Origin of the sequence: Paraburkholderia sp. BR10937, from assembly GCF_040965695.1 — a bacterium.
In the GTDB taxonomy this organism is placed as follows: domain Bacteria; phylum Pseudomonadota; class Gammaproteobacteria; order Burkholderiales; family Burkholderiaceae; genus Paraburkholderia.
On record NZ_JBFRCL010000013.1, the window covers coordinates 61157 to 84941 of the forward strand.

The 23785-nt window shown below is 61.5% G+C and carries 27 protein-coding genes; 20 read left to right on the plus strand and 7 right to left on the minus strand.

Annotated features, from left to right (window positions below; all coding sequences use genetic code 11):
* The first annotated feature begins 65 nt into the window (after window positions 1–65).
* Complete coding sequence (locus AB4Y44_RS13195; protein WP_368699793.1) at window positions 66–479, plus strand: GFA family protein; 414 nt, start codon at window positions 66–68, stop codon at window positions 477–479.
* A 16-nt stretch (window positions 480–495) separates the two neighbouring features.
* On the opposite strand, the gene AB4Y44_RS13200 is transcribed toward AB4Y44_RS13195, so the two are convergent.
* Window positions 496–3531, minus strand: a complete 3036-nt coding sequence (locus AB4Y44_RS13200; RefSeq protein ID WP_368699794.1) for a winged helix-turn-helix domain-containing protein — start codon at window positions 3529–3531, stop codon at window positions 496–498.
* A 167-nt stretch (window positions 3532–3698) separates the two neighbouring features.
* On the opposite strand from AB4Y44_RS13200, the gene AB4Y44_RS13205 reads away from it, so the two are divergent.
* The 8 genes from AB4Y44_RS13205 to AB4Y44_RS13240 are packed head-to-tail and all read left to right on the plus strand — an operon-like array spanning window position 3699 to window position 10226.
* The gene (locus tag AB4Y44_RS13205; RefSeq protein ID WP_368699795.1) at window positions 3699–4733 is read left to right on the plus strand and encodes a type 1 glutamine amidotransferase domain-containing protein; all 1035 of its coding nucleotides are present in this window, start codon (window positions 3699–3701) and stop codon (window positions 4731–4733) included.
* Window positions 4730–5170, plus strand: coding sequence for an ester cyclase (locus AB4Y44_RS13210; protein WP_368699796.1), 441 nt, complete (start codon window positions 4730–4732; stop codon window positions 5168–5170). Before AB4Y44_RS13205 ends, AB4Y44_RS13210 begins: the two co-directional genes overlap by 4 nt.
* 37 nt (window positions 5171–5207) lie before the next feature.
* Window positions 5208–5690, plus strand: coding sequence for a nuclear transport factor 2 family protein (locus tag AB4Y44_RS13215; protein WP_368699797.1), 483 nt, complete (start codon window positions 5208–5210; stop codon window positions 5688–5690).
* Between the two features lie 45 nt (window positions 5691–5735).
* Window positions 5736–7241, plus strand: coding sequence for a toluene monooxygenase (locus AB4Y44_RS13220; protein WP_368699798.1), 1506 nt, complete (start codon window positions 5736–5738; stop codon window positions 7239–7241).
* Window position 7242: 1 nt separating this feature from the next.
* Window positions 7243–7533 carry a toluene-4-monooxygenase system B family protein gene (locus AB4Y44_RS13225; protein ID WP_368699799.1) on the plus strand — a complete coding sequence of 97 codons (291 nt, stop codon included), beginning with the start codon at window positions 7243–7245 and terminating at the stop codon, window positions 7531–7533.
* A gap of 12 nt (window positions 7534–7545) precedes the next feature.
* The gene (locus AB4Y44_RS13230) at window positions 7546–7833 is read left to right on the plus strand and encodes an MmoB/DmpM family protein (protein ID WP_368699800.1); all 288 of its coding nucleotides are present in this window, start codon (window positions 7546–7548) and stop codon (window positions 7831–7833) included.
* 45 nt (window positions 7834–7878) lie between these two features.
* Window positions 7879–9903, plus strand: a complete 2025-nt coding sequence (locus tag AB4Y44_RS13235) for an AraC family transcriptional regulator N-terminal domain-containing protein (RefSeq protein WP_368699801.1) — start codon at window positions 7879–7881, stop codon at window positions 9901–9903.
* The gene (locus AB4Y44_RS13240; protein ID WP_368699802.1) at window positions 9903–10226 is read left to right on the plus strand and encodes a Rieske (2Fe-2S) protein; all 324 of its coding nucleotides are present in this window, start codon (window positions 9903–9905) and stop codon (window positions 10224–10226) included. Before AB4Y44_RS13235 ends, AB4Y44_RS13240 begins: the two co-directional genes overlap by 1 nt.
* Before the next feature lie 10 nt (window positions 10227–10236).
* Here the strand turns inward: AB4Y44_RS13240 and AB4Y44_RS13245 are convergent, their stop codons facing one another.
* Complete coding sequence (locus AB4Y44_RS13245; protein ID WP_368699803.1) at window positions 10237–10539, minus strand: hypothetical protein; 303 nt, start codon at window positions 10537–10539, stop codon at window positions 10237–10239.
* Here AB4Y44_RS13245 and AB4Y44_RS13250 point away from each other — a divergent pair.
* Both AB4Y44_RS13250 and AB4Y44_RS13255 read left to right on the plus strand, forming a co-directional pair.
* Window positions 10538–12085 (plus strand): winged helix-turn-helix domain-containing protein, encoded by a 1548-nt coding sequence (locus AB4Y44_RS13250; protein WP_368699804.1) that lies wholly within the window; start codon window positions 10538–10540, stop codon window positions 12083–12085. The genes AB4Y44_RS13245 and AB4Y44_RS13250 overlap by 2 nt on opposite strands.
* Window positions 12082–12375 carry a hypothetical protein gene (locus AB4Y44_RS13255; RefSeq protein WP_368699805.1) on the plus strand — a complete coding sequence of 98 codons (294 nt, stop codon included), beginning with the start codon at window positions 12082–12084 and terminating at the stop codon, window positions 12373–12375. Before AB4Y44_RS13250 ends, AB4Y44_RS13255 begins: the two co-directional genes overlap by 4 nt.
* Before the next feature lie 10 nt (window positions 12376–12385).
* On the opposite strand, the gene AB4Y44_RS13260 is transcribed toward AB4Y44_RS13255, so the two are convergent.
* Window positions 12386–12577, minus strand: a complete 192-nt coding sequence (locus AB4Y44_RS13260; protein WP_368699806.1) for a hypothetical protein — start codon at window positions 12575–12577, stop codon at window positions 12386–12388.
* 212 nt (window positions 12578–12789) lie between these two features.
* On the opposite strand from AB4Y44_RS13260, the gene AB4Y44_RS13265 reads away from it, so the two are divergent.
* Entirely contained in the window at window positions 12790–13584 is a 795-nt protein-coding gene (locus AB4Y44_RS13265; protein ID WP_368699807.1) for an SDR family NAD(P)-dependent oxidoreductase, read from the plus strand.
* A gap of 27 nt (window positions 13585–13611) precedes the next feature.
* Here the strand turns inward: AB4Y44_RS13265 and AB4Y44_RS13270 are convergent, their stop codons facing one another.
* Complete coding sequence (locus AB4Y44_RS13270) at window positions 13612–14085, minus strand: hypothetical protein (protein ID WP_368699808.1); 474 nt, start codon at window positions 14083–14085, stop codon at window positions 13612–13614.
* A gap of 261 nt (window positions 14086–14346) precedes the next feature.
* Between AB4Y44_RS13270 and AB4Y44_RS13275 the strand changes: the two genes are divergently transcribed.
* Complete coding sequence (locus tag AB4Y44_RS13275) at window positions 14347–15567, plus strand: MFS transporter (RefSeq protein ID WP_368699809.1); 1221 nt, start codon at window positions 14347–14349, stop codon at window positions 15565–15567.
* Between the two features lie 30 nt (window positions 15568–15597).
* Here the strand turns inward: AB4Y44_RS13275 and AB4Y44_RS13280 are convergent, their stop codons facing one another.
* Window positions 15598–15987 (minus strand): response regulator transcription factor, encoded by a 390-nt coding sequence (locus AB4Y44_RS13280; RefSeq protein ID WP_368699810.1) that lies wholly within the window; start codon window positions 15985–15987, stop codon window positions 15598–15600.
* A 244-nt stretch (window positions 15988–16231) separates the two neighbouring features.
* On the opposite strand from AB4Y44_RS13280, the gene AB4Y44_RS13285 reads away from it, so the two are divergent.
* The 4 genes from AB4Y44_RS13285 to AB4Y44_RS13300 all read left to right on the plus strand — a co-directional run bounded on the left by AB4Y44_RS13285 (window position 16232) and on the right by AB4Y44_RS13300 (window position 19336).
* The gene (locus tag AB4Y44_RS13285) at window positions 16232–16912 is read left to right on the plus strand and encodes a response regulator transcription factor (protein ID WP_368699870.1); all 681 of its coding nucleotides are present in this window, start codon (window positions 16232–16234) and stop codon (window positions 16910–16912) included.
* A 142-nt stretch (window positions 16913–17054) separates the two neighbouring features.
* A complete protein-coding gene (locus AB4Y44_RS13290; protein ID WP_368699811.1) occupies window positions 17055–18071 on the plus strand; it encodes an aldo/keto reductase in 1017 nt (338 codons plus the stop codon).
* Between the two features lie 9 nt (window positions 18072–18080).
* Window positions 18081–18500, plus strand: a complete 420-nt coding sequence (locus tag AB4Y44_RS13295) for an SRPBCC family protein (protein WP_368699812.1) — start codon at window positions 18081–18083, stop codon at window positions 18498–18500.
* Window positions 18501–18655: 155 nt separating this feature from the next.
* On the plus strand, window positions 18656–19336 hold the full coding sequence (locus AB4Y44_RS13300) for a response regulator transcription factor (RefSeq protein WP_368699813.1): 681 nt from the start codon (window positions 18656–18658) through the stop codon (window positions 19334–19336).
* Between the two features lie 51 nt (window positions 19337–19387).
* Here the strand turns inward: AB4Y44_RS13300 and AB4Y44_RS13305 are convergent, their stop codons facing one another.
* Window positions 19388–19738 (minus strand): BON domain-containing protein, encoded by a 351-nt coding sequence (locus tag AB4Y44_RS13305; RefSeq protein ID WP_368699814.1) that lies wholly within the window; start codon window positions 19736–19738, stop codon window positions 19388–19390.
* A gap of 337 nt (window positions 19739–20075) precedes the next feature.
* Here AB4Y44_RS13305 and AB4Y44_RS13310 point away from each other — a divergent pair, with 337 nt between their 5' ends.
* Window positions 20076–20858: an enoyl-CoA hydratase/isomerase family protein gene (locus tag AB4Y44_RS13310; protein ID WP_368699815.1), complete on the plus strand. Its 783-nt coding sequence runs from the start codon at window positions 20076–20078 to the stop codon at window positions 20856–20858.
* A gap of 44 nt (window positions 20859–20902) precedes the next feature.
* On the plus strand, window positions 20903–21202 hold the full coding sequence (locus tag AB4Y44_RS13315; RefSeq protein ID WP_368699816.1) for a putative quinol monooxygenase: 300 nt from the start codon (window positions 20903–20905) through the stop codon (window positions 21200–21202).
* Window positions 21203–21217: 15 nt separating this feature from the next.
* Here the strand turns inward: AB4Y44_RS13315 and AB4Y44_RS13320 are convergent, their stop codons facing one another.
* A complete protein-coding gene (locus AB4Y44_RS13320; RefSeq protein ID WP_368699817.1) occupies window positions 21218–22324 on the minus strand; it encodes an NADH:flavin oxidoreductase/NADH oxidase in 1107 nt (368 codons plus the stop codon).
* A 553-nt stretch (window positions 22325–22877) separates the two neighbouring features.
* Between AB4Y44_RS13320 and AB4Y44_RS13325 the strand changes: the two genes are divergently transcribed.
* Window positions 22878–23783, plus strand: a complete 906-nt coding sequence (locus tag AB4Y44_RS13325; protein WP_368699818.1) for a LysR family transcriptional regulator — start codon at window positions 22878–22880, stop codon at window positions 23781–23783.
* Window positions 23784–23785 lie beyond the last annotated feature (2 nt).

Sequence of the window (23785 nt, forward strand, 5' to 3'; positions counted from 1 at the left end):
CCCCGGATGAAGTGCACTGCTGCAGCGTGAAATTTCTGCTTCCCTGACTGATGAGGTAACAGGCCATGTCAAAGAAATACTCAGGTCGATGTGCGTGCGGCGCCGTCAAGTTCGAGTTCGAAGCCGATCCCACGTTTATTGCCGATTGCTATTGCCTGGATTGCCAGAAGGCGAGTGGCGGGGTCATGGCAACTTTTTTCGGCGTTCCTGCGGGTGATTTCACGGTGCTGAGTGGACAACCGCGCTCGTTCTCCTACATAGCGGACTCCGGTAAGCGGATAGATCGCAATTTTTGTCCTGAGTGTGGATCCCGACTTTTCTCAGACAATTCAGGCGCGTTTCCGGATACGGTGTTCGTCATGATCGGCAGCCTGGACAATCCCGATGGTATTCGGCCCGTGCTGGAGATGTACACGAAGCGCCGGTACACATGGCTCCGCCATCTGGACGTTCCGCAATTCACGAACATGCCGACGTGACAAGCGGGAGACCTCGTCAATCCAGTCTGCGGGACGCCACGCGAACACTGGCAAGCATCTCCCGTGATTCCTTTAAATCGATGATTTCGAGCCCTTCGGTGAATTTGCCGTAGATCGGCGCAAGCACGGACTCCACCTGCGCGGTCCTGCCTTGTCTGAGCTTGAGGCGGGCGAGGCTCTTCGCCGCGCGCAGTTCCAGGAACAGTGCCCCTTGCTGCTGCGCGACCTCGATGGCGTGCAGGTAAAGCGCTTCGCATGCACCGCGCGGATCGAGTTCGTCATGCGTGGCGAGGATGTCGCCCTTGATCCTGACCAACTCCGGGATGCACCACAGTTCTTCGTGCGCCTTCGACCATGCCAGTGCATCGTCGATCGCCGCGAGCGCTCGCGCGTGCTCTCCAAAGCGCAGCAGGCCCCGGGCATACATCCCCGCAAACATCGGATAACGCATTCCGATATGCTCGCGCTCGAGTTGCACTAATGCTTCGAAGAGGATCGGGAGCCCGTCAGGGTTCCCTTTCTCGACCAGAAACGCACCATGAAGACCGCGTGCCATCGCCTCGAAGAGGGCCAACCCGTGCTTTGCCACGGTGTCCTGCAACGTGATCAGGGCGTCTTCCGCCGCGGCGAGATCGCCTGCGTAGAGCGCGAGCGGGACGAAGGCAAACACGAGCACGTAGCCAATCGTCAGCGTATGGCCGCTTTCCTGTGCGTCGAAGAGCGCCTGGCGCGCCTCCTTGAGCGCTCGTTCCGGACATCCCTGCGTCCACAGGACGCTGGCCATCAACGAACGGGTTCCCTCGCTTCCGTTGACATGGTTGGCGGAGAGTTGCGACTGATGGTGGGGCGAGGCGTACCATTCGAGCACACGCTCGAGCAACCGCCGGGCTTCGGCTTGCTTGCCCATGTGATGCCACGCAAACGCGGTGAGCCGGTTGCCTTCCGACATCGCGGTCTCGTTCTGTGTCGTGTCTGCAATGGAGCGAAACTTCAGCAGCCGTTCGTCGGCGGCACGGTGTCGTCCTGAATACACCAGGCCGCAACAGGCGGCGAATAAGGCGCGCAATTGATATTCCCTGTCGTCAAGCCGTTCCGCAATGCCCAGTGCGGCGGTGCATGCAGCGTCGACTTGCGAGACCATGCCGCGCGTATAGAGTGCCGAGGCGGCAAGTGCCGTGTAGAGTTTCATCCGCTGCCTGTCGAGCGTGGGCGAGCGGGCATCCGCATGATGAAGCGCATCCTCGATGCGACCGCGGCATTCGTCTAGCGAGGAGAGCCGGATCCACGCAGGAATAGCGGAGACGGTGAGCGCAATGCCCAGCGATATCTCTCCGTGCGCGGAGAACGCCCAGTTCAGTGCGGCTCTGACATCGTCGATCGTGGGGATGTGGTTTGCCAGCCAGCGTGGATCGGGCGGCCGGTTCCAGCAATCCGTGACACGCGCGTACCAATCATGAAAATGCCCGGCGTGGCGACGGGAGACCAACTCCAGTTCATTCGCATCTGCAAGCTTGCGTCTCGCGTATTCACGAGTCGTGTCGAGCAGACGATATCGCAAGGGATCGCTGGCGGCGTTTGCCGACAGCAGCGACTTCGACACGAGGCTTGCGACCGCATCGATCACACTGGCGTAAGGCAGGTTCTCATCGCCCACGACAGCAGCCGCAGATGCTAGCGAAAAGACGCCCGGAAATATGCCCAGCCGGCGCAGCACGACCCGTTCGACCGCGGGCAACAACTGATGGCTCCAGTCGAGTGTGGCCAGCAACGTTCTCTGCCGCTCAGGAGCCGTGCGTCGCCCCTGTGCGAGCGCAGCAAAGCGGTCGTCGAGCAAAGCGAGCAATTCCCGAATGCCGAAGGCATCCAGACGCGTTGCCGCAAGCTCGATTGCCAGCGCGATGCCGTCGAGGCGCCGGCAGATTTGCGCGACCACGGGCGCCTCTTCGTCGGACGGCTCGAAGTCGCCGCGTGCGGCAATGGCTCGCTCGATAAAGAGTTCGACAGCGGGGTATTGACGCGCGGTGTCGATCGTCATGCGTGCCGTGTCGGGTGGGCTTTCGAGCGCTTCGAGCCGATATACGTATTCGCCAGTTGCGTGCAGCGGCTCGCGGCTGGTCGCGAGAACCTGGATTTGCGGGGCCGCCGCGATCATATGCTCGGCGATGATTGCTGCTGCCTCGACGATCTGTTCGCAGCTGTCGAGCACGATGAGCTGTGGGCGATTGCGAAGCCGGAGGTAATTCGCCAGCGCGTGCAAGATGTCGTCCGAGTGAACGACGAGGCCAATCGTGCTGGCGACGGCATGAGGTACGAAGCGCGCGTCGGCTAGCCGGGAAAGGTTGACGAACCAGACATCGTGTTCATCCAGCTCGACCATTTCGCGGGCAACGGCCAGCGCGACCGTTGTTTTGCCTATACCTCCGGGCCCTGTCACCGTCAGGAGCCGGTTGCGCGAGAGCCGCTTCAGCAGATCGTCGATCGTCTTCGCGCGTCCGATCGGTCGAACCAATGCGGCGGGAATGTTGTGCGAAACCTGGGGACGCGTTTGCGTTCGCGGCGGTGTCGCGGCACCCGACAGTGTTTCGCGCTCGACGGGCGCGACGAATTGATAGCCGCGGCCAACCACCGTCGCGATAAAGCGCTGGCCCTGGGGCCCGTCGCCGAGGATTTTGCGCAAGGCCGCGATATTCACCTTGAGATTGCCTTCCTCCACGATAGTCTTCGGCCACGCGCGAGCCATGAGTTCTTGCTTGGTGACGAGTTCGCCGCGACGTTCGACGAGCGCGGTCAGCAAGTCGAGCGCTCGACCGCCAATCAGCACGCGCGTGTCGCCGTCGAGCAAGGTCTTCTGTGACGGAATCAGGTGGAACGAACCAAACCGGTAGGCCACTCCGGTTTCGGCGGGTGGGTGTGCCTCATCGCTCAGCCCCTGGCTGATTGGCGATTTATCCATGATTGAGCCCCGAAGTGGCGTCAGCATCGTCATCGGGAAACCACTCGCGCAGATGCCCGTGTTTGCAATTCTGCAATCCATTGCCTTTGCGAGCGTCATTCTATCGACTGGCAAAGGGCGCGCTCGCAAGTTTCGATTTCTCATACGTTTTGCGCAGCCGCGCCGCGCGGTTCCGAGGCCCCGACGTTGCAGGAATGGGCATTTGGGCGGCCGCATTGCAGGATATTTCCTCGCAGACTATAAATCAGTCGAGGAGGAGGCCCACCATGCGGCGCATCCTGATGATCGTTTCCAGCGCACGCGAGCTTCCGCTCGAAGGCGGCGACGCGTTGCCCACCGGCTACTGGGCCGATGAGGTCTACACACCGCTCAGGCGTTTTCGCGCTGCCGGCGTGGACGTGCGAATCCACACGGTGGATGGGCGACCCGGCATTGCCGATCCCTTCAGCCTGGAGCCCCGATTTCATTATCCCGACACGGACAGGGACTTTCTCGCCGCCATCGTGAGATCGTTCGCCGACGATCCGGAAGGGATTCGTTTTACGCTGCATCACTTCACGGAACTCGACTTGATTGCGTCGCGACGCGTGTACGAGGCCTTGACGTTTGCGAATATCGAGCACGGACTGGCGCGCACCAACGTTGAAGCGGCGGCAAAGGAAAGCTGGAAACACGATATCGGCTTTCTCGAAGCGCTCGCCTCGCGGCCGAAAATCAGCATGATCGTGCCACCCGCGCGGGCACAAGTTCTGGCCGACTCGGTGAAGCACGATAGCGAACGTCTGGCGCAAACCTGCGCGCATTCGCTGGCAAATGATCGCGCGCTGAACGCGCCATACGATCTCGGCAGCCTGTCGGACGAGGAGATTCTTTCGTTCGACGCGGTGTTCATTCCCGGCGGACACGGCGCGATCGTCGATCTGCCGGACAATCGTGATGTCGAGCGCGTGCTGCGCCTTGCGCATTCGCGGCGGCGCCTGATCGCGTTGCTCTGTCACGGACCCGCCGCGCTGCTTTCGGTCGGCAACGGTCCCGACGGCGGATGGCTGTTCGACGGCTATCGGGTGGCGGCATTCAGCAATGAGGAAGAAGACCAGGCGATAGTCGGACTGCGACGGCCGCCGTGGTTTCTCGAAAGCGAGTTGAAGAATCGGGGTGTCGTTTATGACGAAGCGCCCCCCTGGGTGTCTCATGTGGTGGTTGACCGTCATTTGCTGACGGCACAGAATCAGATGTCCGATGAGGCCTGTGCGGAAGCGGTGTTGCGCAAACTCGGTGTCCTGCAAGGGAGTGCGGCATGAGCATCGCCTTCGAAGTCGCCCATGCATTCATCGGCTGCCTCGCCCGACATGATGTCGACGGCGCCCTCACATCCTGCTCCCCGCATTGCTCCATTCACATCGTTCCCCTTGCGCTCGACGGACTCATTCACGCTGATGGGCGCCGATTCTTCGAGAACTGGTTTTCCGCGTTTCCGGACTTGACGTTGAGCACGCGGCGCATGTTCGCAACGCATGAAGATGTCGTGGCAGTGGAGACGACATTCGATGGCACGCAGGCGGGCGAATTTCTCGGCGTCATCAATCAGGAAAAGCATATCGATCTCGACGAAGCGTGGCTGCTGCATACGCGTAGCGATCGCATCGAGGCGGTCAAGCTGTTCTGGTGCCAGAACCAGCTATACCGGCGGCTCGCCGTGCGGCGCCTGGACCGCGTCACGATCACCACGTCATTCTGATTCGCGGCGCTGGGTCGAACCGGACAAGGAGACATCGATGCCTGAAGTCCCGCAAGGTCGTGCGATCACCACCGGGCAACGCGCCAGCCGCGCGGTGCTCCGTTTTTTCGACGCCTATCGACGCCAGGACGTCGAGGGGATGGTCGATGCGTGCGTGGACAACGCGAACTTTCGCTATGTGCCGGCCGAGGTCATGCGCAAGCAGCGTGTGGTTCGCGGCGACGGCAAGGTGCGCGGCATCGGGAAAACCTGGTGGTCGTCGTTGATCGATGCGTTTCCCGACCTGACCAACGACGTGCAGTGGATCGGCAACGACGATGAGGGCAACGTGGCGGTCGAGGTGACGATCTCCGGCACCCAGGCGAAGGCGTTCGGCACGCTCTCGAACAGCGGCGAGCATTACGATCTGGCGCATCTCTTTCTCTTTCATGTCAATCGCGAAGGGCTGATCGACGACATCGTCGCCTATTGGGACACCGCAGACTGGTATCGGCAACTCGGACGCCTCGAATGTGACTGATGCCCGCGGCAAACAGGTTTGCGGGAACGCACGCAGGAGATATCGATGACTTCACTCAGGCGTGAAGACTGGTACGACGTGTATCGCGACGTCGAATGGACGCTCTCGTACGTCGACCAGGATGCGGTTTTTCCCGAATGGTTGTCCGGCACGGGAAAGGTGCCCATCGACGCATGGAAGCAGTGGGACGAACCGTACAAGATCACCTATCCGGAATACGTTGCGACGCAGCGTGAGAAGGAAGCTTCGGCCTATGCCGTCAAGTCGGCATTGCGGCGCTCGTCGATCTTCGAGCAGCTCGACGAGGGCTGGAAGTCGGTTTCGAAGATTCACTACGGCGCGGTCTCGCTGATCGAATACCTGGCGGTGCTCGCGGAATTGCGCATGGCGCGTTTTGGTCTGGCGCCGGCGTGGCGGCAGATGGCGATGTTCGGTGCGCTCGATGAAATTCGCCACGCCCAGCTCGACTTGCTGTTCGCCCACGAATTCATCAGCCGGGACCAGCAATACGACTGGGCGCTCAAGGCCTATCACACCGACGAATGGGTGGCCGTCGCCGGGCGGGCGGCATTCGACGGCATGATGGTGAATCCGAGCGCGGTCGATATTGCCATTCAATTGCCGTTTACGTTCGAAACGGCATTCACCAACGTTCAGTTCATCGGCTTGGCGGCCGATGCGCTCAGCTCCGCCGACATCAATTTTGCAAACATGATTTCGTCCGTGCAGACGGACGAGGCGCGCCACGCGCAGCAGGGGCATCCGACGATCGAAATCCTGATGCGGCACGATCCGAAACGGGCGCAGTGGCTGATCGACAAGACGTTCTGGATCAGCGCGCGGCTTTTCGCGGTGATCAGCGGGATCTGTATGGATTACTACACGCCGCTCGAGCACCGGAAACTGTCGTACAAAGAGTTCATGGAAGAGTGGGTCGTCAATCAGTATCAGCGCACCTTGCAGGAATACGGTTTGAAGCGGCCCTGGTTCTGGCAGGAATTCATCGATGGGCTCGACGTGTGGCACCACTCGCTGCAGATGGGAATCTGGTTCTGGCGTCCCACAGTCTGGTGGAAGCCGCAGGGCGGGGTGAGCGAAGACGAACGGGCATGGCTGCGCGAAAAGTACCCGCGCTGGGAAAAGGAATTCGGCCCGGGCTGGGACACGATCATTGCGAACATCAATAGCGGGCAGGAAGAAAAAACGCTGCCAAAGACGCTTCCCTGGCTGTGCAACTGCTGTCATCTGCCTATCGGGACGGCGGGCGCGCCTAATAACGACCGGTATCCGGTGCGCAGCTATCCGCTCGAACACAATGGCTACACCTACCATTTCTGCTCGAAACCGTGCCGGCAGATCTGGTGGGAAGACAAGGACACCATTCACCAGAAGACGGTGGTCGAGCGGCTTCTGGGTGGAGAAGTGCAGCCGCAAACGCTCACAGGCGTTCTCGATTACATGGGGCTCACGCCCGAGGTAATGGGGAAAGATGCAAAGAATTACGCGTGGGCGTACTCGTATCGTGACGATAGAACCGCGGAGCAGGCCTGATATGGATACAACCCGTACAACCACCGCAAGCAACGATGCGCAGCCCATCACCCTCGCGATCAACGCGCTGTTCATTGGCGACATCGTTACCCAACTCGTTTTCGTGCGTGATACCGACACGATCGCGGAGGTCGCCGAGAAGGTCGCCGCTCACTCGGTCGGTATCCGGGTGCCGCGCAGGGACGCGCCGATGGTCGTCTATTTCAACGGCGTCGCGTTGCCGATGAGCGAGACGGTCACGGGCGCCGGTATCGATGCGCTGCAATGCCTGACGGTGCGCTACGCGGAGTGAGTGGAGCGGAACATGACGCACTCAGCGAACCTCGTGGGACCCGTGCTCCGCATGGTCGACGACGTCGACGCCGTGGTGCGCGCCATCGTGGAGGACAACCCCGATCGGGAAATCGAACTGGTCGATCGCGGCGCGTACATCAGGGTGCAGGCGGAAGGGTTTCTTCGCGTGAGTCGGGATACGATCGAGCGGCAGGTCGGAAGGCCGTACCAGATGCGCGAGCTGGAGCAGATGCTCGCTTCGTTTGCCGGGCGCATCGAGACGACGTCGGACGAGGTGACCTGGCAGTACACGGTCTGATGTCGAAGGCGTAACGCATGGGCGCTGAACGTAAGGACGCTGATAATGGACGACTCCGCCTCGAATGCGAAAGCGAAACCGTTGCGCACATGGAGCGTGTTCGGCGAGATTCGCCGCGTGCCGAGCGAATATGAAATCGTCACGCACGAAGTGAATTACACGCTGCGCAAGCGCCGTACGGCTGCCTTCGAGTTGAACCCGACGACGCCGGCCAACATGTGGTACCTGACGTACCGGGACAAGTCGCCGGTGCAGGTTCCGGAGTGGAACGAATTCCGCGACCCGGACGAAATGACGTATCGCAAGTACGTAGCGACCCAGGACGAACAGGAAAGCGTCATGAAAGGTGTGCTCGACCAATACGAGCGCACGGCGCATGACAGCGACGTCTCGGCGCGCTGGCTGGACACGCTGGCACATGTGCTGATCCCCACCCGTTACCCGGTTCACGGGCTGCAGATGACGCAAGCCTACCTGGGCACGATCGCGCCTTCGTCGTACATCACGAATTGCGCTGCGTTCGCGGCCGGCGACCTGTTGCGGCGCGGCTCCCTCATTGCGTACCGCACGCGCCAGCTGCAACTGGCCCGTCCCGACGTGCATGTGCTGGTCGACGCGCGACGCATCTGGGAGGCAGATCTGGGTTGGCAGCCCGCGAGGAAGGCGCTGGAGACCGCGCTGATCACCTACGATTGGGCCGAGTGCCTGACCGCGGTGAATCTCGTGTTGCGCCCGGCGCTCGACGAAGTTCTGCTGGCGCAACTCGCGATCGTTGCGCGCAAGAATCGCGATGACCTGACCTGGCTGCTCCTCACGAACCTGGCGAGGGACTCGGCTCGCGCCGCGCGCTGGAGTTGCGCGCTTGCGCGTTTTGCGATCGCGCGCAACCCCGATAACGTCGGCAGTTTCGCGCGTTGGGTCAAAAAATGGCGCGGCCGCGCCGAGGATGCCGCCGGCGGCCTCGCGACGTTGCTCACCAGCGTATCGTCGCCGGGGCAGGACGAGTTGAAGACGCTCGAGGCGGCCCGCAATGCCATTGCGGCGTCGCTCGAGGCGGCCGGCATTACCGAAGACCTGGAGAAAACCGTCGTTGCCGCGAACACCTCCGCGAAACGATCGGCCGCGCCGCAATACATGGCGCCGCTGCTCAGCGACCCGCTGATCGCACTGTTCGAAAAATACGCCGTGGCGGCCGGCGCCAATCCGTGCCGATGGACCGGGCTCACTTTCTACCGCTTCGAAAGTCCGGTGGCGCCGCACTGGGACCAGACGGCCTCGCTGGCATTCTGCATCGTCGCGCAGGGACGCAAGCGCGTGACGATCAACGGACGCAGATACTTTTTCGACCCCGCAAACTATTTTCTGATCAATCGGGCGACGCGCTTGCAGGCCGAGATTCTCGAAGGCTCGCCCACCCAACCGTTTCTGTCGATGATCTTGCAGATCCCGGCGGCGGCAGTCGCCGAAGTGCTGATCGAAAGCCTGCCTGGGCTGGAAGCGCAGGCAGGTGCGGATGATGAGGAAGAAGCCTACGTGTCGAAATTCGATGGCGACCTGCGCGACGCGGTCATCCGCTTTCTGAAGACGCTCGACGACGATAGTGAACGCCGCCTGCTGGGACCGCTGTTTCTGCGCGAGATCGTGTTCCGGCTGCTGCGTCAGGACCAGGCACCGCGCCTCGTGAGCGCGGCACTGTACGGAAAAACGTCGCGCAAGGTGTTCGCTGCGATTCGCTACATGCAGACCGAGTTCAACAAATCGATCACCATCGACGACATCGCCCGTGCGGTGGGGGCGAGCACGTCGACGCTTGCCCATTCGTTCAAGGAGATCATCGGTGTCTCGCCGTATCACTTCCTCAAGCAGTTGAGGCTCGAGCGCGCACGCGTGTTGATGATTCGCGAGGGCTGGGGCGTGAGCGAAGCCGCTGCTCGCACGGGCTATGCGAGTCCGTCGCATTTCGTGAAGGCGTTTACGAGCTATTTTGGCGAGGCCCCGAGCCAGTACGCGAACCAGTTTCGCGGCAAGCCGACGCTCAATGTGATGGAGACGACCGAACCGAGGACGTAATGGAGCAGGACCCCTCATGGATCGACGTCATGGACGCCGACGACCTCTGGATCGGCGAGATGGCCGCAGTGGAGTCCGTGCTCGGGCCGCTGTTGATGATCAATATCGACGGCGCGGTTCACGCGTATGAGAACCGTTGCCCCCACAGGGGCGGCCGGCTCAGCGACGGTGAATTCGCCAATGGCGTCATTGTGTGCCCGAATCACCGGTGGGAGTTTTGCGCACTTAGCGGCCGCGGGATCAACCCCACCGGCCAGCAATTGAACCCGCATCGGGTGCGGATCGTGGGCGGCCGCATCCTGGTCGCATCGCCTCAGTCGTAAATTCTTCAGTTCAATCACGCTGACGCGGCGCGGCATGCGTGCGCGCCCCACGTGTCAGCCGTTCCTCTTGAGCCCAGCGCTGTCGTGATACGCCTTCACCGGCATTCAGCCGCCGAGGCGCCGAATCCTGCGAGATTCGCGTGAATTCCTGCAAATGGAAGGCGGCGCGCTGTACGCGCCGGAGACGCTTGCCTTCAATGAAGGCAAGCCGGGCAGGCGGCGAGACGTTGATCCGCTTTGCCGGCGCGTGCTTTTTTTGCGACTCAGGAGGGCGCCATGCGTTGCCGGTCATTCCCTGGCGGTTTGCTGCCATGAAACCGCGCCCGACCGCTTCGACCCGTTCGCCGGGCGCCGGAGGGTCCTTCTCGTTCGGACCGTTCCGCTTGATTCCTGGGCAGCAACTGCTGCTCGAAGATGGCGCGCCCGTGCATATCGGCAGCCGCGCGCTGCTGCTTCTCACGGCGCTGGTCGAGCATGCGGGCGAACTGGTCAGCAAGAGCGACCTGATTGCGCGCGCATGGCCTGACGCCGTGGTCGACGAGGGCAATCTCAAGGTCCATATCGCAGCGCTTCGCAAGGCGCTTGGAGACGGCTTGCGCGGAAACCGGTATCTCGCCACGATCAGCGGGCGCGGTTACACCTTCGTGGCCCCGGTCGAGTACGTCGAGCACAAGGTGTCGGCGCGGCGCAACGGAGCGGCTCAGGCCGCCTCCCGTCTGCCGGCAATACCGACCAACACGATCGGCCGCGCAGACGCGATCGAGAGGCTTGGCGATGCCTTGCCGCGTCAACGCCTCGTGACGGTGGTCGGCCCCGGTGGCATCGGCAAGACGGCCGTGGCGCTGTGCGCGGCACAAGGCGCGCGCGAGAACTATGCGCACGGCGTGAGCTTCGTCGATCTCGGGCCGGTCGCGGAACCGGGCGCGTTCTTTGCCACCGTTGCGGGTGCGCTCGGTCTGATCATTCGCAGTACCGATAAACAGTCGGCAATCATGGCGCATCTACGCGAGCGGCAGATGCTGATCGTGCTCGACACCTGCGAACATGTGATCGACGAGGCGGCGTTGTTCGTTGAGCAGGTGATGCGCGGCGCACCGAATGTCGCCGTCCTGGCGACGAGCCGTCAATCGCTTCGTGCCAGCGGCGAGTATTTGCACCGGCTGCTGCCGTTGCCGAGTCCACCCGACGCGGTCGGGCTCACGGCATCGGAGGCGTTGACGTTCTCGGCTGTCCAGCTGTTCGTCGATCGCGCCGCGGCCGGCCAGCAGGGATTCGCGCTCAACGACGAAAATGCGCCGATCGTTGGCGAAATCTGCCGGAATCTGGACGGGCTGCCTCTCGCGATCGAGCTGGTCGCGACGCGCTTCGATGCATTCGGTCTGCGCGGATTGTCCTTGCTGCTCGACGACAACAGACGGTTGTTGAATCAGAGCCGGCGCACGACGCTGTTGCGTCACCGGACGCTCGCCGCCGCGCTCGAATGGAGCTACGAGCTGTTGCCGAGAGTGGAGCGTACGATACTGCGGCGCCTTTCCTTGTTCACCGGCCCGTTTACGCTCGAAGCGGCGAGCGCGCTCGCGGAAGATGGAGAAATCACCACGAGCGATGTGATTGGCGGCGTGGCCCAGCTCGTCGAAAAATCGCTTGTGTCAGCCGACGTGAGTGGCTCGACCACCCGATATCGTTTGCTCAATACCACGCGCGCCTATGCATTGCAGAAACTTGCCGATGGCGGAGAGCTGGAGCAGATCACACGGCGCTACGCCGAACGGCTTCCCGGCTTGTTCGCCCCGACCGAGGCAAAAACCGGCATGCAGCCACGCAGGAAGTCGCGCGCGAATGGTCAGCGAAAGCAATGAGTCTGGTTCGTGGGGGATTGCGCTGGCGGATCGTCGCTGCCTTGCGCCTGCGCCGCTTGCCGGGCGGCGAGGCGCGCCTCGGCCGCCTCGATGTTGAGAGGGAAGCGAAGTTCCGACGCCTGGGTGGGCCAAAAGCCTTCGCTTTCCAGGTCATAGAGATGCTGCAGCACCTCGGCTCGCGTGCATGGCCCTGGCGCCTGTTGCGCGAGGGAGGCGGCGGGCGAGAGTCCCAGTTCGACGGCGATTATCGTGAGAATACGCAAATCCATATCGCTGAACCCGCCGTGTAGTCCGAAGCCGCTAACTTCCGGTGAACAGGTTGCAGTAGCTGTGCGGACCCACGCATTCGCTATTGCCTGGTGTATTCCCGTTCTGCATTTGTTGCATACCCGGAGACCCGCTCTGGGAATCGCTTGCCAGCATGGTGGATTGCGCCTGGGAAAGCGCAGGCACCAGCAGGACAAAAAGAATGGTTGCCTTCACGAGCTTCATGTTCGCACTCCTCGAGTGGCTTGAATCACGGCAAGGCCATATTCGCATTGCCTGACCGTCGCGGCTTTCCAGAAAGCGCTGGGAATTGCGGCTTTGCCCGATTCGGCGCATACCCCTCTCTGACAAATCGCTTTGCACGTCTTAATATCGAGAAAATGGTTCGAGTAGGCAGTCGACGCGCGTGTCGCGCCAATGTTTTCATGGAGGTCGAAATGAATATCGATTTGAGCGGAAAGAGTGCGGTGGTCAGCGGGTCCAGTTCCGGTATTGGGCTCGCAATCGCAACGGGGCTCGCTGCAAGCGGCGCACTGACGATCGTGAATGGGCGCAAACAGCACGCAGTGGACAGCGCCATCACGCGTATCAAAGCCAGCGTGCCGGACGCGAACGTCAGCGGCGTGGCGTGCGATCTCGGCACGCTCGAAGGCGTCACTGCGTTTGTCGAGCAGGTGCCCGAAGCGGACATCCTCGTGAACAACCTCGGCTTCTTCGGGCCCGGCGATATCCTCAGCACGGCGGACGCGGAATGGGAGCGCTACTTCCAGGTCAACGTGATGTCGGGTGTGCGCATGACGCGCGCCTATCTCGACGGCATGATGCGGCGGCACTGGGGCAGAATCGTGTTCATTTCGTCGGAATCGGGACTGGCGATTCCGCCCGACATGCTCGCATACGGTTTCACGAAGACGGCTCAGTTGAGCATTTCACGCGGCGTCGCCAAGTTCGCCGCAAATAGCGGCGTGACCGTGAACTCGGTATTGCCCGGGCCGACGCTCTCGGAAGGCGCGCTCGATATGGTCGCCGCAACCGCGAAAGCGCAAGGCAAGACGCCGGACCAGGTGCTCAACGAATTCGTCCTCAATACGCGCGGTTCGTCGATTATCCGGCGTGCCGCGACGACCGAAGAAGTGGCCAATATGGTGGTCTACGTCTGTTCGCAGCAGGCTTCGGCCACGACGGGCGCCGCACTGAAAGTTGAGGGCGGCATCGTCGATACGATCGCCTGACGCACACGGGGGAAGGCATAGCCGGGCCTACCTCATCCGCCAGGGCGGCTCGGCTTCCTCGACCGTGCTGTCCGGAAGGAAGTAGTCGAACGCGAGTGAGGCCAGCGCCGCCGTCTTGAGGACGGTTTCAACCAGCGAGAGACAAAAGAACCACGGCGAAAGCGAGTACATGCGCGGCAGCGCCATGGCGATGACGATGATGCTCACGGCACAGCAAAACGCAAACACGGCGAGCGCGAGATGGGAGCGACGCAGTGTCCAGATCACGATGACGGTGAGGATCAGCTTGGCGACGAGTAACGCCGCGACAGGAAGAGCCTCCGTCTCGCCTGCGAGTTCCCAGCGGGTTTCGAAGAGCGCCCACAGCCAGACCATGACGATCGACGCCTTCGACATCGTTCCCAGCGCAATGCGCTCGGGAACGGTGGTTTCACTCGTATCGATGTCGGCAAAGGAGTGCGGGAATTCCGCGTGTGCAAAGTAACTGTCTTCGGCTTTCATGACGACCTCGACGACTTCGGGTAGAACGCGATCGACTACGCGAAGGCAGTATGGAGGCGGTGTGGCAAGTATTCTTTCTCGATGAACGCGCAAATTGCGCAGAAAAACGGGCGACGCGCGCCCGGCATGGAGGCACGAAGCCCGACGCAGCGGAGCTACCTTTTTTAACCGAATTTTACTGTCATTTCACCGGCGCCGTCTCTAAGCTTTGAGGAACTGCGGCGGGGCGATAGAGGCCTGTGATCGGCCGTGGGATTTGCGATGCATGAAAAAGCGTACGCGGCGGAGTGCGAAGCCGTTGAAATCCATTGCACGAAGGAGTCGGAGGCAGACAAGCGTGGCCGCACGCTGTTCGCCCTTGCGCTCGGGAGCTTTTGCATCGGCACCTCGGAGTTCGCGAGCATGGGCATTCTGCAGCTCTTCGCGTCGGACCTCGATATCGGTATTCCGCGCGCGACACATGCCGTCACGGCCTATGCGTTTGGCGTCGTCATTGGCGCGCCGGTGTTGACGTTGGCGGCGGCAAGGCTGAATCGTCGCACGCTCCTGCTGATCCTGATGGCGGTGTTCGCGGCAGGCAATCTGCTTTCCGCCGCAGCGACCCATATCGGTATGCTTGCAGTCGCCCGCTTCATCAGCGGTTTGCCACAAGGCGCGTATTTCGGCGCCGGCGCTTTTGTGGCGTCGTATATCGTTGGCCCGGGCGCGTCGGGCAAGGCGTTTGCATTCGTGATGACGGGGCTGACGATAGCGACGATCTTCGGCTCGCCGCTCGCGACATTCCTCGGGCAGACACTCGGCTGGCGGGAAACGTATATCGCCGTCGGCGTGCTAGCGCTGCTCGCGTTTGCCGCGTTGTGGGCCTGGCTGCCGGTGAACGACGCGTTGAATGGCGGCTCGTTGAGGCAGGAACTCGGCGCGCTGCGCAAGCTGTCGGTCTGGGTCATGATGAGCGTCGCCGCGCTGGGCGTCGGCAGTATTTTTGCGGTCTACACGTTTATTGGCCCCTTCGTGACCGACGTCGCCAGGTTGCACGCTTCGGCGATTCCGGTTGCGCTGGCGCTCTTCGGTATCGGCATGACGCTCGGCAATGCCGCCGGAGGACACATAGCCGACAAGCACGACGCGATGGGGTTGTTATTGGGCTTCGGTTCTGCGCTCGTCGTCCTGGCGCTGCTGGCGTTGTTCGGCCATTCGGTGTGGGTGCTGATGCTTTCGCTGTTCGGTGTCGGCGCGACCATGATGGGCGCCATTCCGACCATCCAGGTTCGTCTTACGCGCCTCGCGCCTGAAGCATCGACGCTGATGGGGGCGATGAACCTCGCGTCGCTGAACGTCGCGAATGCGCTTGGCGCCTGGGCCGGGGCGCTGGCGATCGGAGCCGGCTGGGGCCTCCTGTCCGCGGTTTGGGCGGGCTTTGCATTGACGCTCGCGGGGCTGCTGGTGTTCGCCTTCACGTTTGGCGCGCGCCGCCTGGGTTGAATGAACGTGAACTAAAGAAGGCGCGGCGCTTCAATCCGCGCGTGGAGACCTCGCTTTATCAAGCGCACATTTGACGCTCCTTGCGACGATATCGAAGTCCGCGGGTTTGGGCAGGTAGGCCAGCGCGCCGTTGGCAAGGACAGCGGCTTCGTCGCGTGCGGTGGGATAGCCCGTGAGGAAGATGGTGGGAGGCGCGTAGCCGTTGGCCAGCAGGCAGGCGTGCATCTCGATGCCCGACATGCCTGGCATACTGACGTCGCTGATGAGGCAGTGGGTTTGGCTGGCGGCGCCCGAATCCAGAAATGCGGCTGCGGATTCGAACGTCAGGACGTCCCAACCCATCGAGCGGATGGCGCTCGCCGTTGCCATGCGCATGGATTCGTCGTCTTCGACTATGGAAACAAGGGCGGCAGGCGTCACGGTGTGCACCCAACGGGAAACGGTAGATCTGCCTCGTAGACTAGTCCGACAAACGACTTTCGATAACCATACGTTCGTATAATGTCGGCTGACTACTGGCCGGTTTGGCGGTTTGGCGCGCTGCTACAATGGAATCGGGGTGGAGCCGTCGGTCCTTAATCGTTTTCTAACGTATGCAGCGTGCGGCGAGCGTTGCAACCGCCTGCCGCGACACGCGAGCGTCGTGACGCCCGAGGAAAGTCGGATGACTATCATGGCCAGGTCGACTACAGCGGATAACAGCGGCACGCCAGGGCCGTCGGTTGTCTATGTGATCGACGACGACGAGGAAATGAGACTCGCGCTAGGCGGCCTGCTTCGCTCGGTTGGACATCGCGTAGAGCTTTTCGATTCGCCGCACGCGTTCGTCAATTTTGCGCGCGACGAGGTGCCGAGCTGCCTCATTCTCGACGTGAGGCTGAAGGGAGAAAACGGGCTCGCGTTCCAGCGGTCGATAGCGAAAATCGCGCCGCATATTCCCATCCTGTTCATTTCCGGTTATGCCGACGTCGAGATGTCGGTCAAGGCGATGAAAGCAGGGGCGGTGGACTTCTTCACGAAACCGTTTCGCGAACAGGACATGCTCGATGCGGTGGCGCAAGCGCTCATGCGCGACGCCGAGCGCCTCACGTCGGATTCCGCCCTGGCCGAACTGCGCCAACGTTTCGAAGCGCTGACGCCGAAAGAGCACGAAGTGCTGGAGTTCGTGCTGGCGGGTCTGCTGAACAAGCAGATCGCCGAGGAAATGCATGTCAGCGAGATCACGGTGAAATTGCACCGCGGACAGGTCATGCGCAAGTTGGGCATTCATTCGGTGGTCGATCTTGTCCGCCAGGCGCAAATGCTGGGCGTGGTGCCTCGCACGCCGACACGCCGCCGCTCATAAAATTCCGGCGTTAAACGAAAGTATTAGACAGCAGCGCTTTCCACGTCGCGTCACAGCCGCTCGTATGGCTGGTATTGCGAGCGCCTCGGCGGTATCGTTCGGACAACTACAAGGGAGACTCATACCAGACTGGGAGTCAGACATGAGTATTCGAAGCAGTTTGTTGAACGGTCCGCTGGGATTCGGCGCCGCCCCGCTCGGGAACATGTTCCGCAATATTCCCGAGGAAGAAGCGCTGGAAACGGTCGAGTCGGCGTGGCAGCAGGGCGTACGCTATTTCGATACCGCACCGTTTTACGGCGCGGGGCTATCCGAGTTGCGTATCGGCAAGGCGCTCTCGAAGCACAAACGCGACGACTATATTCTCAGCACCAAGGTCGGCCGCCTGATTCTCGATGAAGTCGAAACTGGCAAGCGGGATTTCGGCGAAAAGGGCGGACTGTTCGAGTTCGCATTGCCGAACAAGATTCTCTACGACTACTCCGAGCGCGGCACCATGCAATCGCTCGAAGACAGCATGAAACGGCTTCAGGTCGATCGCATCGATTTCGTCTGGGTCCACGATATCGCGCAGGACTTTCATGGCGACGCGTGGCTCAAGGAATTCGAAGTGGCGCACACCGGCGCATTTCGCGCTCTGTCGAAGCTGCTCGACGAGGGCGTCATCAAGGGCTGGGGCCTCGGTGTGAATCGCGTCGAACCGATCGAGCTGACGCTCGGGCTGGGGGATGCGAAGCCCAATGGCATGCTGGTGGCGGGGCGCTATACGCTGCTGGATCACGAAGTCGCGCTGCAGCGGTTGATGCCGGCCGCACTCGAGAAAGGGGTCGACATTGTCGTGGGCGGCCCGTATAGCTCGGGCGTGCTGGCCGGCGGCGCGCATTTCGAATATCAGAAGGCTTCACCGGAAATCCTCGCCAGGGTCGCGCGAATCCAGGCGCTCGCGCAGCGCTACGCGATTCCAGTCAAGGCGGCGGCCCTGCAGTTCGTGCTCGCACATCCCGCCACGGCCGCGGTCATACCCGGCGCGAGCCGGCCCGAGCGTATCGCGGAAGACGTCGCCGCGCTGAAGGTGCGGATTCCCGATGACTTTTGGCGCGAAATGCGGGAGCAGGGCCTGGTATCGCCGCTGGCCCCGTTACCCATCGACCGCAAGTAGGGGGCCATCATGGCGGATGCTTTCGCAGCGCTCGACGTCGCGTTGCCGGCCGCAACGGTCTGGCAATTGATCGGCGGGTTCGGTTCCTTGCCCGACTGGTTGCCTTATATTCCGGAGAGCGAATTGACCGATGGCGGCCGTGTGCGCCATCTCTCCAATCCCGACGGCGATCCGATTGTCGAGCGCATGCTTTCGTTCAGCGAAACTTCGCGCAGTTACAGCTATGCAATCCTGAAAGCACCCTTTCCCGTGACCGATTATGTTTCGACGCTGAGCGTGGTGGAGCAGGGTGCAACGGCGTGTCGCGTCAAGTGGTCGGGCGAGTTTGTGCCGGTTGGCGTGACGGAGCAGGAAGCGTCGCGTCTTTTCACGCAAATTTATGAAGACGGACTCGACGCGCTCAAGGCGCAGTTGGCAAAGCAGTCATGATTGCGGCACGCACGGTCTAACTAACTTTCCTCATACCGATGCGCCGTATTCGAGTCGTGTGGCGCCTCAGTGATTCGATCGCGCTAATGGGTTCGCATGGCGGTGGCGATAACGCCGGTATATATTAGCTTTGTCGAATCCTTTGGGGCACTTCAGTGAGCGATAAGCATGCGGTCACCCACAGCGGTGAGGCGCCAACGGTCTTCCTGGTCGACGACGACGACGACGTCAGGGAGTCGCTCGAGCAACTGCTAAGGTCGGTGGGAATGAAGGCCAGTGCGTTCTCACGCGGCGAGGCGTTGATCGATGCATTCGAAAGCGGCACCATTCGCAGTCCCGCGTGTATCGTGCTGGACGTACGCCTGCGCGGCGCGAGCGGACTGATGGTGCAGCAGGCGCTTTCGCAGCGCGGCATTGCGCATCCCGTCATTTTCATCACGGGTCATGGCGACATCGTGATGACTGTGAAAGCCATGAAGGCCGGCGCGGTCAATTTCCTCACCAAACCCGTTCGCGACCAGGATCTGCTCGAGGCAATAGCGGAAGCCGTCGATCTCGATCGGCGACGTATCGAGGATGTCGCGGCGGCGCAGGACGTCAAGAGCCGCTGGCTCGAATTGACGCCGCGGCAGAGACAGGTCATGCATTGCGTCGCATGTGGCGCATCGAATCGCGAGATCGCCGACGAACTGGGCATCACGGAAATCACGGTGAAGATCTATCGCGGCGAGGGCATGCGGCGCCTCGGAACCAAGACCCTCAGCGAGTTCCTCTCCAAGGCGGAGATGCTCGGAATCATCGACGGGGCGTCACACGACCTGCTTGGCGCCAATTGACGGACCCGGGGCGGCGCATCCGGCCGCCGCGCCGCCCCCGAACGATGCACATCAGTGGCCGGCTTCGCGCATACGCACGTTGTTGGTCACGTTCGACACGCCCGGTACGGTAGCGGCAGCCGTGCCGGCGAGCTGGATCTGATCCTCGTCCGGTACCGTGCCGTCGAGCGTGATCTTGCCGCTGCGCGCGACGACGATGATGCCGCCCGCGTCAAGATCCTTGGTCTTCGTGAGCGCGCGCCTCACCTGGTTTTCGAGTTGGCGATTCTGGGCCCGGATGGTTTTTTTGCTGACCGTTGTCGATGGGGGCGCCGACGCGTCGGTTTGAGCCAATGATGGGGCGATAGCCAGAGCGGAAGTGACCGTCAACGCCACGGTGGGCAAAAGCTTGCGTAAGAACATCGCTGTGCTCCTTGGAAGAAAGAGGGGTCACGCCTCGTGAGATTGGCGTCTGAACGTCGCCCTCCAGAAGCATTTTCAGCTGCTTCGTTTGCCGAAGTCTTTCTCAATCGCACCGCATTTTAAGCGGCGTATCACTTTCGATCGCCCTGGCGCCAGCCGACCGCGATACTACGACGCTTTACCACTTTTAACTTCCTGTCCCGGTACGCGGGTGGCATATTGGGTTCAACACGCGGCGTTCTTCAGTTGATCATTCGGCTTGCCCATCCATTCGCGATGGAAGCGGATTATTCAAACTATTTGAACTATTCAACATGCAGACGCGAGAGGCAGATTCATGATCCAGATCGTTCACCCGGCGCAAATTTTGCTCAGCAAGCTCGATGGTTTTCGCCTGGAATTCATGGAATCGAATGCGCGCGCCGATATCGTGTTGCACCGGCCGCCACTCAATATCGTGAACCTGGAACAGCGCGAACAATTGCGTGTGGTTTTCGAGGCGCTGGACGAAGACCCGCGTGTGCGCGTGATCGTGCTTCGCTCGGCGGGCGAGCATTTTTCGGGGGGCGGTGATCTCAGCGGACTCGCCGAAGCCTCTGCGGAGCGCATTTCGCGGCTGGCGTGGAGCGTAGCTGCGCCCGCGCGCTGCGGCAAGCCCGTGATCGCGGCGAATCGCGGCTACTGCTTTGGGGTGGGATTCGAGCTGTCGCTGGCCTGCGATTTTCGTCTTGCAACGGAAACGACGCTGTATGCGCTGTCCGAACAGAGACTCGGCGAGTTGCCGGGATCGGGCGGCTCGGCGCGGCTCCAGAAAATGGTGGGAACGAGCCGTACCAAGGATATCGTGATGCGCTCGCGCCAGATTCCCGGACCGCAGGCTTATGACTGGGGCATTGCGACCGAGTTCGTGCCCGACAGCGATCTGGAGAGCGCTACCGACGAGATGGTGTCCGAATTGCTCGCGTGCTCGCCGTCGTCGCAGCGCGCGACGAAGCGCCTGCTGAACGCCATCGACGATACGTCGCTATCGATGGGGATCGCGCTAGATGGCCATCTCAACGCAAGGCTGCACGATCCGGGCGAGTACCGGGAAAGAATGGAAGCGTTCGGCGAGCAGTGATGGCCGGTCGCAGATTCTGCTCAGTGATTCTCGAGGTCCAGCTTATGAATATCAGCGTTTTCGCGAGCATCGTCCCCAAGCCGGAGCATGTTGAGGACGTGGAGGAGGAATTGCTCAGGATGGTGAGCGCGTCGCGCAAGGAGCCCGGCAACCTGCGCTACGACCTCTATCGCATTTCGGAAGGGCCAACGAGCTTCCACTTATTCGAGACCTACGATGGTTCTGCCGCAATGGATGCGCACCGGGCGAGCGCGCACTATCAGAACTATCGCGCCAAGGTCGTGAACTGGCTGCTTTCGGCACCCGATGTCAAGGTGCTGACCGCCGTCGAAGCCGCCAGTTGACGATATTGCTCGCGCTCACTCGCTTTCGAAGAGGTCTCTGAAGCGGCGCGGCTGCGAGCGCAAATAGGGCTTCGGCGCGCGCACATGGGCACCGAGGTCCGCTGCGGCGTGCCAGGGCCAGCGCGGGTCGTAGAGTATCGCCCGGGCCAGCGCGATGAAATCGGCGTCTCCCGTCGACACGATGGCGTCGGCCTGTTCGAAGCCCGTGATCAATCCAACCGCGACCACCGGCATCGAAACAGTTTCTTTGACGGCACGCGCGAGCGGCACCTGGTAGTTGGGTCCCACCGGAATCTTCTGGTCGGGGTGCAGGCCGCCGCTCGTGACGTGGATGGCGTCACACCCGCGCGCTTCGAGCGCCGCGGCAAATGCGATGGTCTGCTCGATATCCCAGCCGCCTTCGACCCAATCGGTGCCCGATACTCGCACGGTGACCGGTTTATTGCGGGGAAAGGCTTCGCGAACCTCGTCGAAGACTTCGAGTGGAAATCGCATGCGGTTTTCGAGCGAGCCGCCGTATTCGTCGGTGCGCCGGTTGGAGAGCGGCGAAAGAAACTGATGCAGAAGATAGCCATGGCCGATATGCAGCTGAATCAGATCGATGCCGATGCGATGCGCGCGATGCGTCGCGGCAACAAAGGCGTTGCGCACACGGCGCAGCCCTTCATGATCGAGTTCGACAGGTGGAACGTAGTTTTCTGCATACGCCACCGGCGAGGGCGCTTCGGTTTGCCAGCCGAGCGCGTGGTCGGGCGGAAATTGAGCGGGCTTTTTCCACGGCACCTCTGTTGAGGCCTTGCGCCCGGCATGACTTAGCTGAATGCCGACGGGGACGTCCGAGCAGTGCCGGATTGCCTCCAGCGTGCGCCGCATCGCGGCTTCTGTCTGGTCGTCGTAGAGCCCCACGTCGGCGTAGGTGATACGGCCTTCGGGCACAACGGCCGTCGCTTCGATGGTGAGCAGTGCGGCGCCGGAGATGGCCAGGTGGCCCAGATGCACGACATGCCAGTCGTTCATGCATCCGTGCTTTGCGGAGTACTGGCACATCGGCGCGATGATGATGCGGTTTGCCAACTCGAGATTGCCGACTCTCAGCGGCATGAACAAGGCAGGGGTCGCCAAGATGGCCTCCGTATGCGTAGACGTGAATCAGGCAGGGACCAGGATAATGCGGCGCGTCGCAGTCGCATAGCCCTACGATGGGCTCGATGCGCTCGCGCAATCCGTATCAGGCTTATACCAAGGTTTAGGGTGCCGCCGATGCGGGTTTTTCGAGGCGGGCGCGACGATGGTCGATTCGTTCGCCGCGCGCGACGACGCTTCCCATACGAACGTATAGTGCCTGCACGGAGGTCGGCGATTGACGTATGCCATGGTAGCGTGGACTTGCGTCCAGCAGACGACTACTCTGAAATCGTCGTGGAGAGCACCGGCATGGGGCTCACGCGACGGGTCTTCTGGAGTCAGTGAACATGTGTCAGTCTGAGCAAGTGACGTTACACAACTGGATCATCGTTTGCAGCGATGCGTATATGGAATTTACCTTCGTCCCGTGGCTCGGTCGAAATGTCTATCGGCGCACGGTCGATTACCGGGACGTCTGCCTGCAATAGCCGACGTATTCACCGCATGAAAAAGATTGGACAGGTCATGGTGCAGCCTGCATGTCATTCCAATGAAAGCCACCTCTGAAGATCTCACCATCTTCGTCAGCGTTGTCGAATCGGGTTCGATTACAGCGGCGTCGCAAAGCCTTGGGCTTGCCCCCTCGGCGGTCAGCCGTACGCTGTCGAAGCTCGAAGAGAAGGTCGGCGCGACCCTGCTCAACCGCACGACGCGCCGCATGCATCTCACCGAGGAAGGCGCGTTCTACCTCGGGCATGCGAGGGAGATACTGCATCGTATGGAAGATCTCGAAGAGCGTCTTACATGGCGCCTGCAAGCGCCGGTGGGAAGGTTGCGCATCAATGCGGCGTCCGCTTTCATGCTGCATGCGATCGTGCCGCACATCGGGGAATTCCGCCGCATTTATCCCGACATCGAACTCCAGCTCAATACGAGCGAATTCAATATCGACCTGTTGGCCGAGAGCACCGATATCGCGATTCGCGTAGGCGCATTGAGCGATTCGACGCTGCGCGCGCGGCCGTTGGGCGCGGTGCAAATGCAGGTGGTGGCCAGCCCCGAATACATCGTTCGCCATGGCGAACCCGCGAGTGTTCAGGGCCTGGCTGGCCACTTGCTGATCGGCTTCACGGAGCGCGAGTGCCGCAACGTCTGGCCCATGCGCAGCGCTGACGGAAAGTGTCTTCAGGTGCGTCCTGCCTTGAGCGCCTCGAGCGGCGAGACGATCCGTCAACTGGCGCTGGCGGGACAGGGTATCGCCTGTCTTGCCAACTTCATGACCGCGCAGGACATCGCCGCCGGCCGCCTCGTGAAACTGACGTTCGAGGCCTTGAACAATGAACTGCAACCGGTGCACGCGGTGTTCTACCGCAATTTGACGCTCTCCATCCGCATTCAGTGCTTTCTCGACTTCATTCAGTCACGCCTGAAAAACACGCTCATTCCGCTCGACTGACC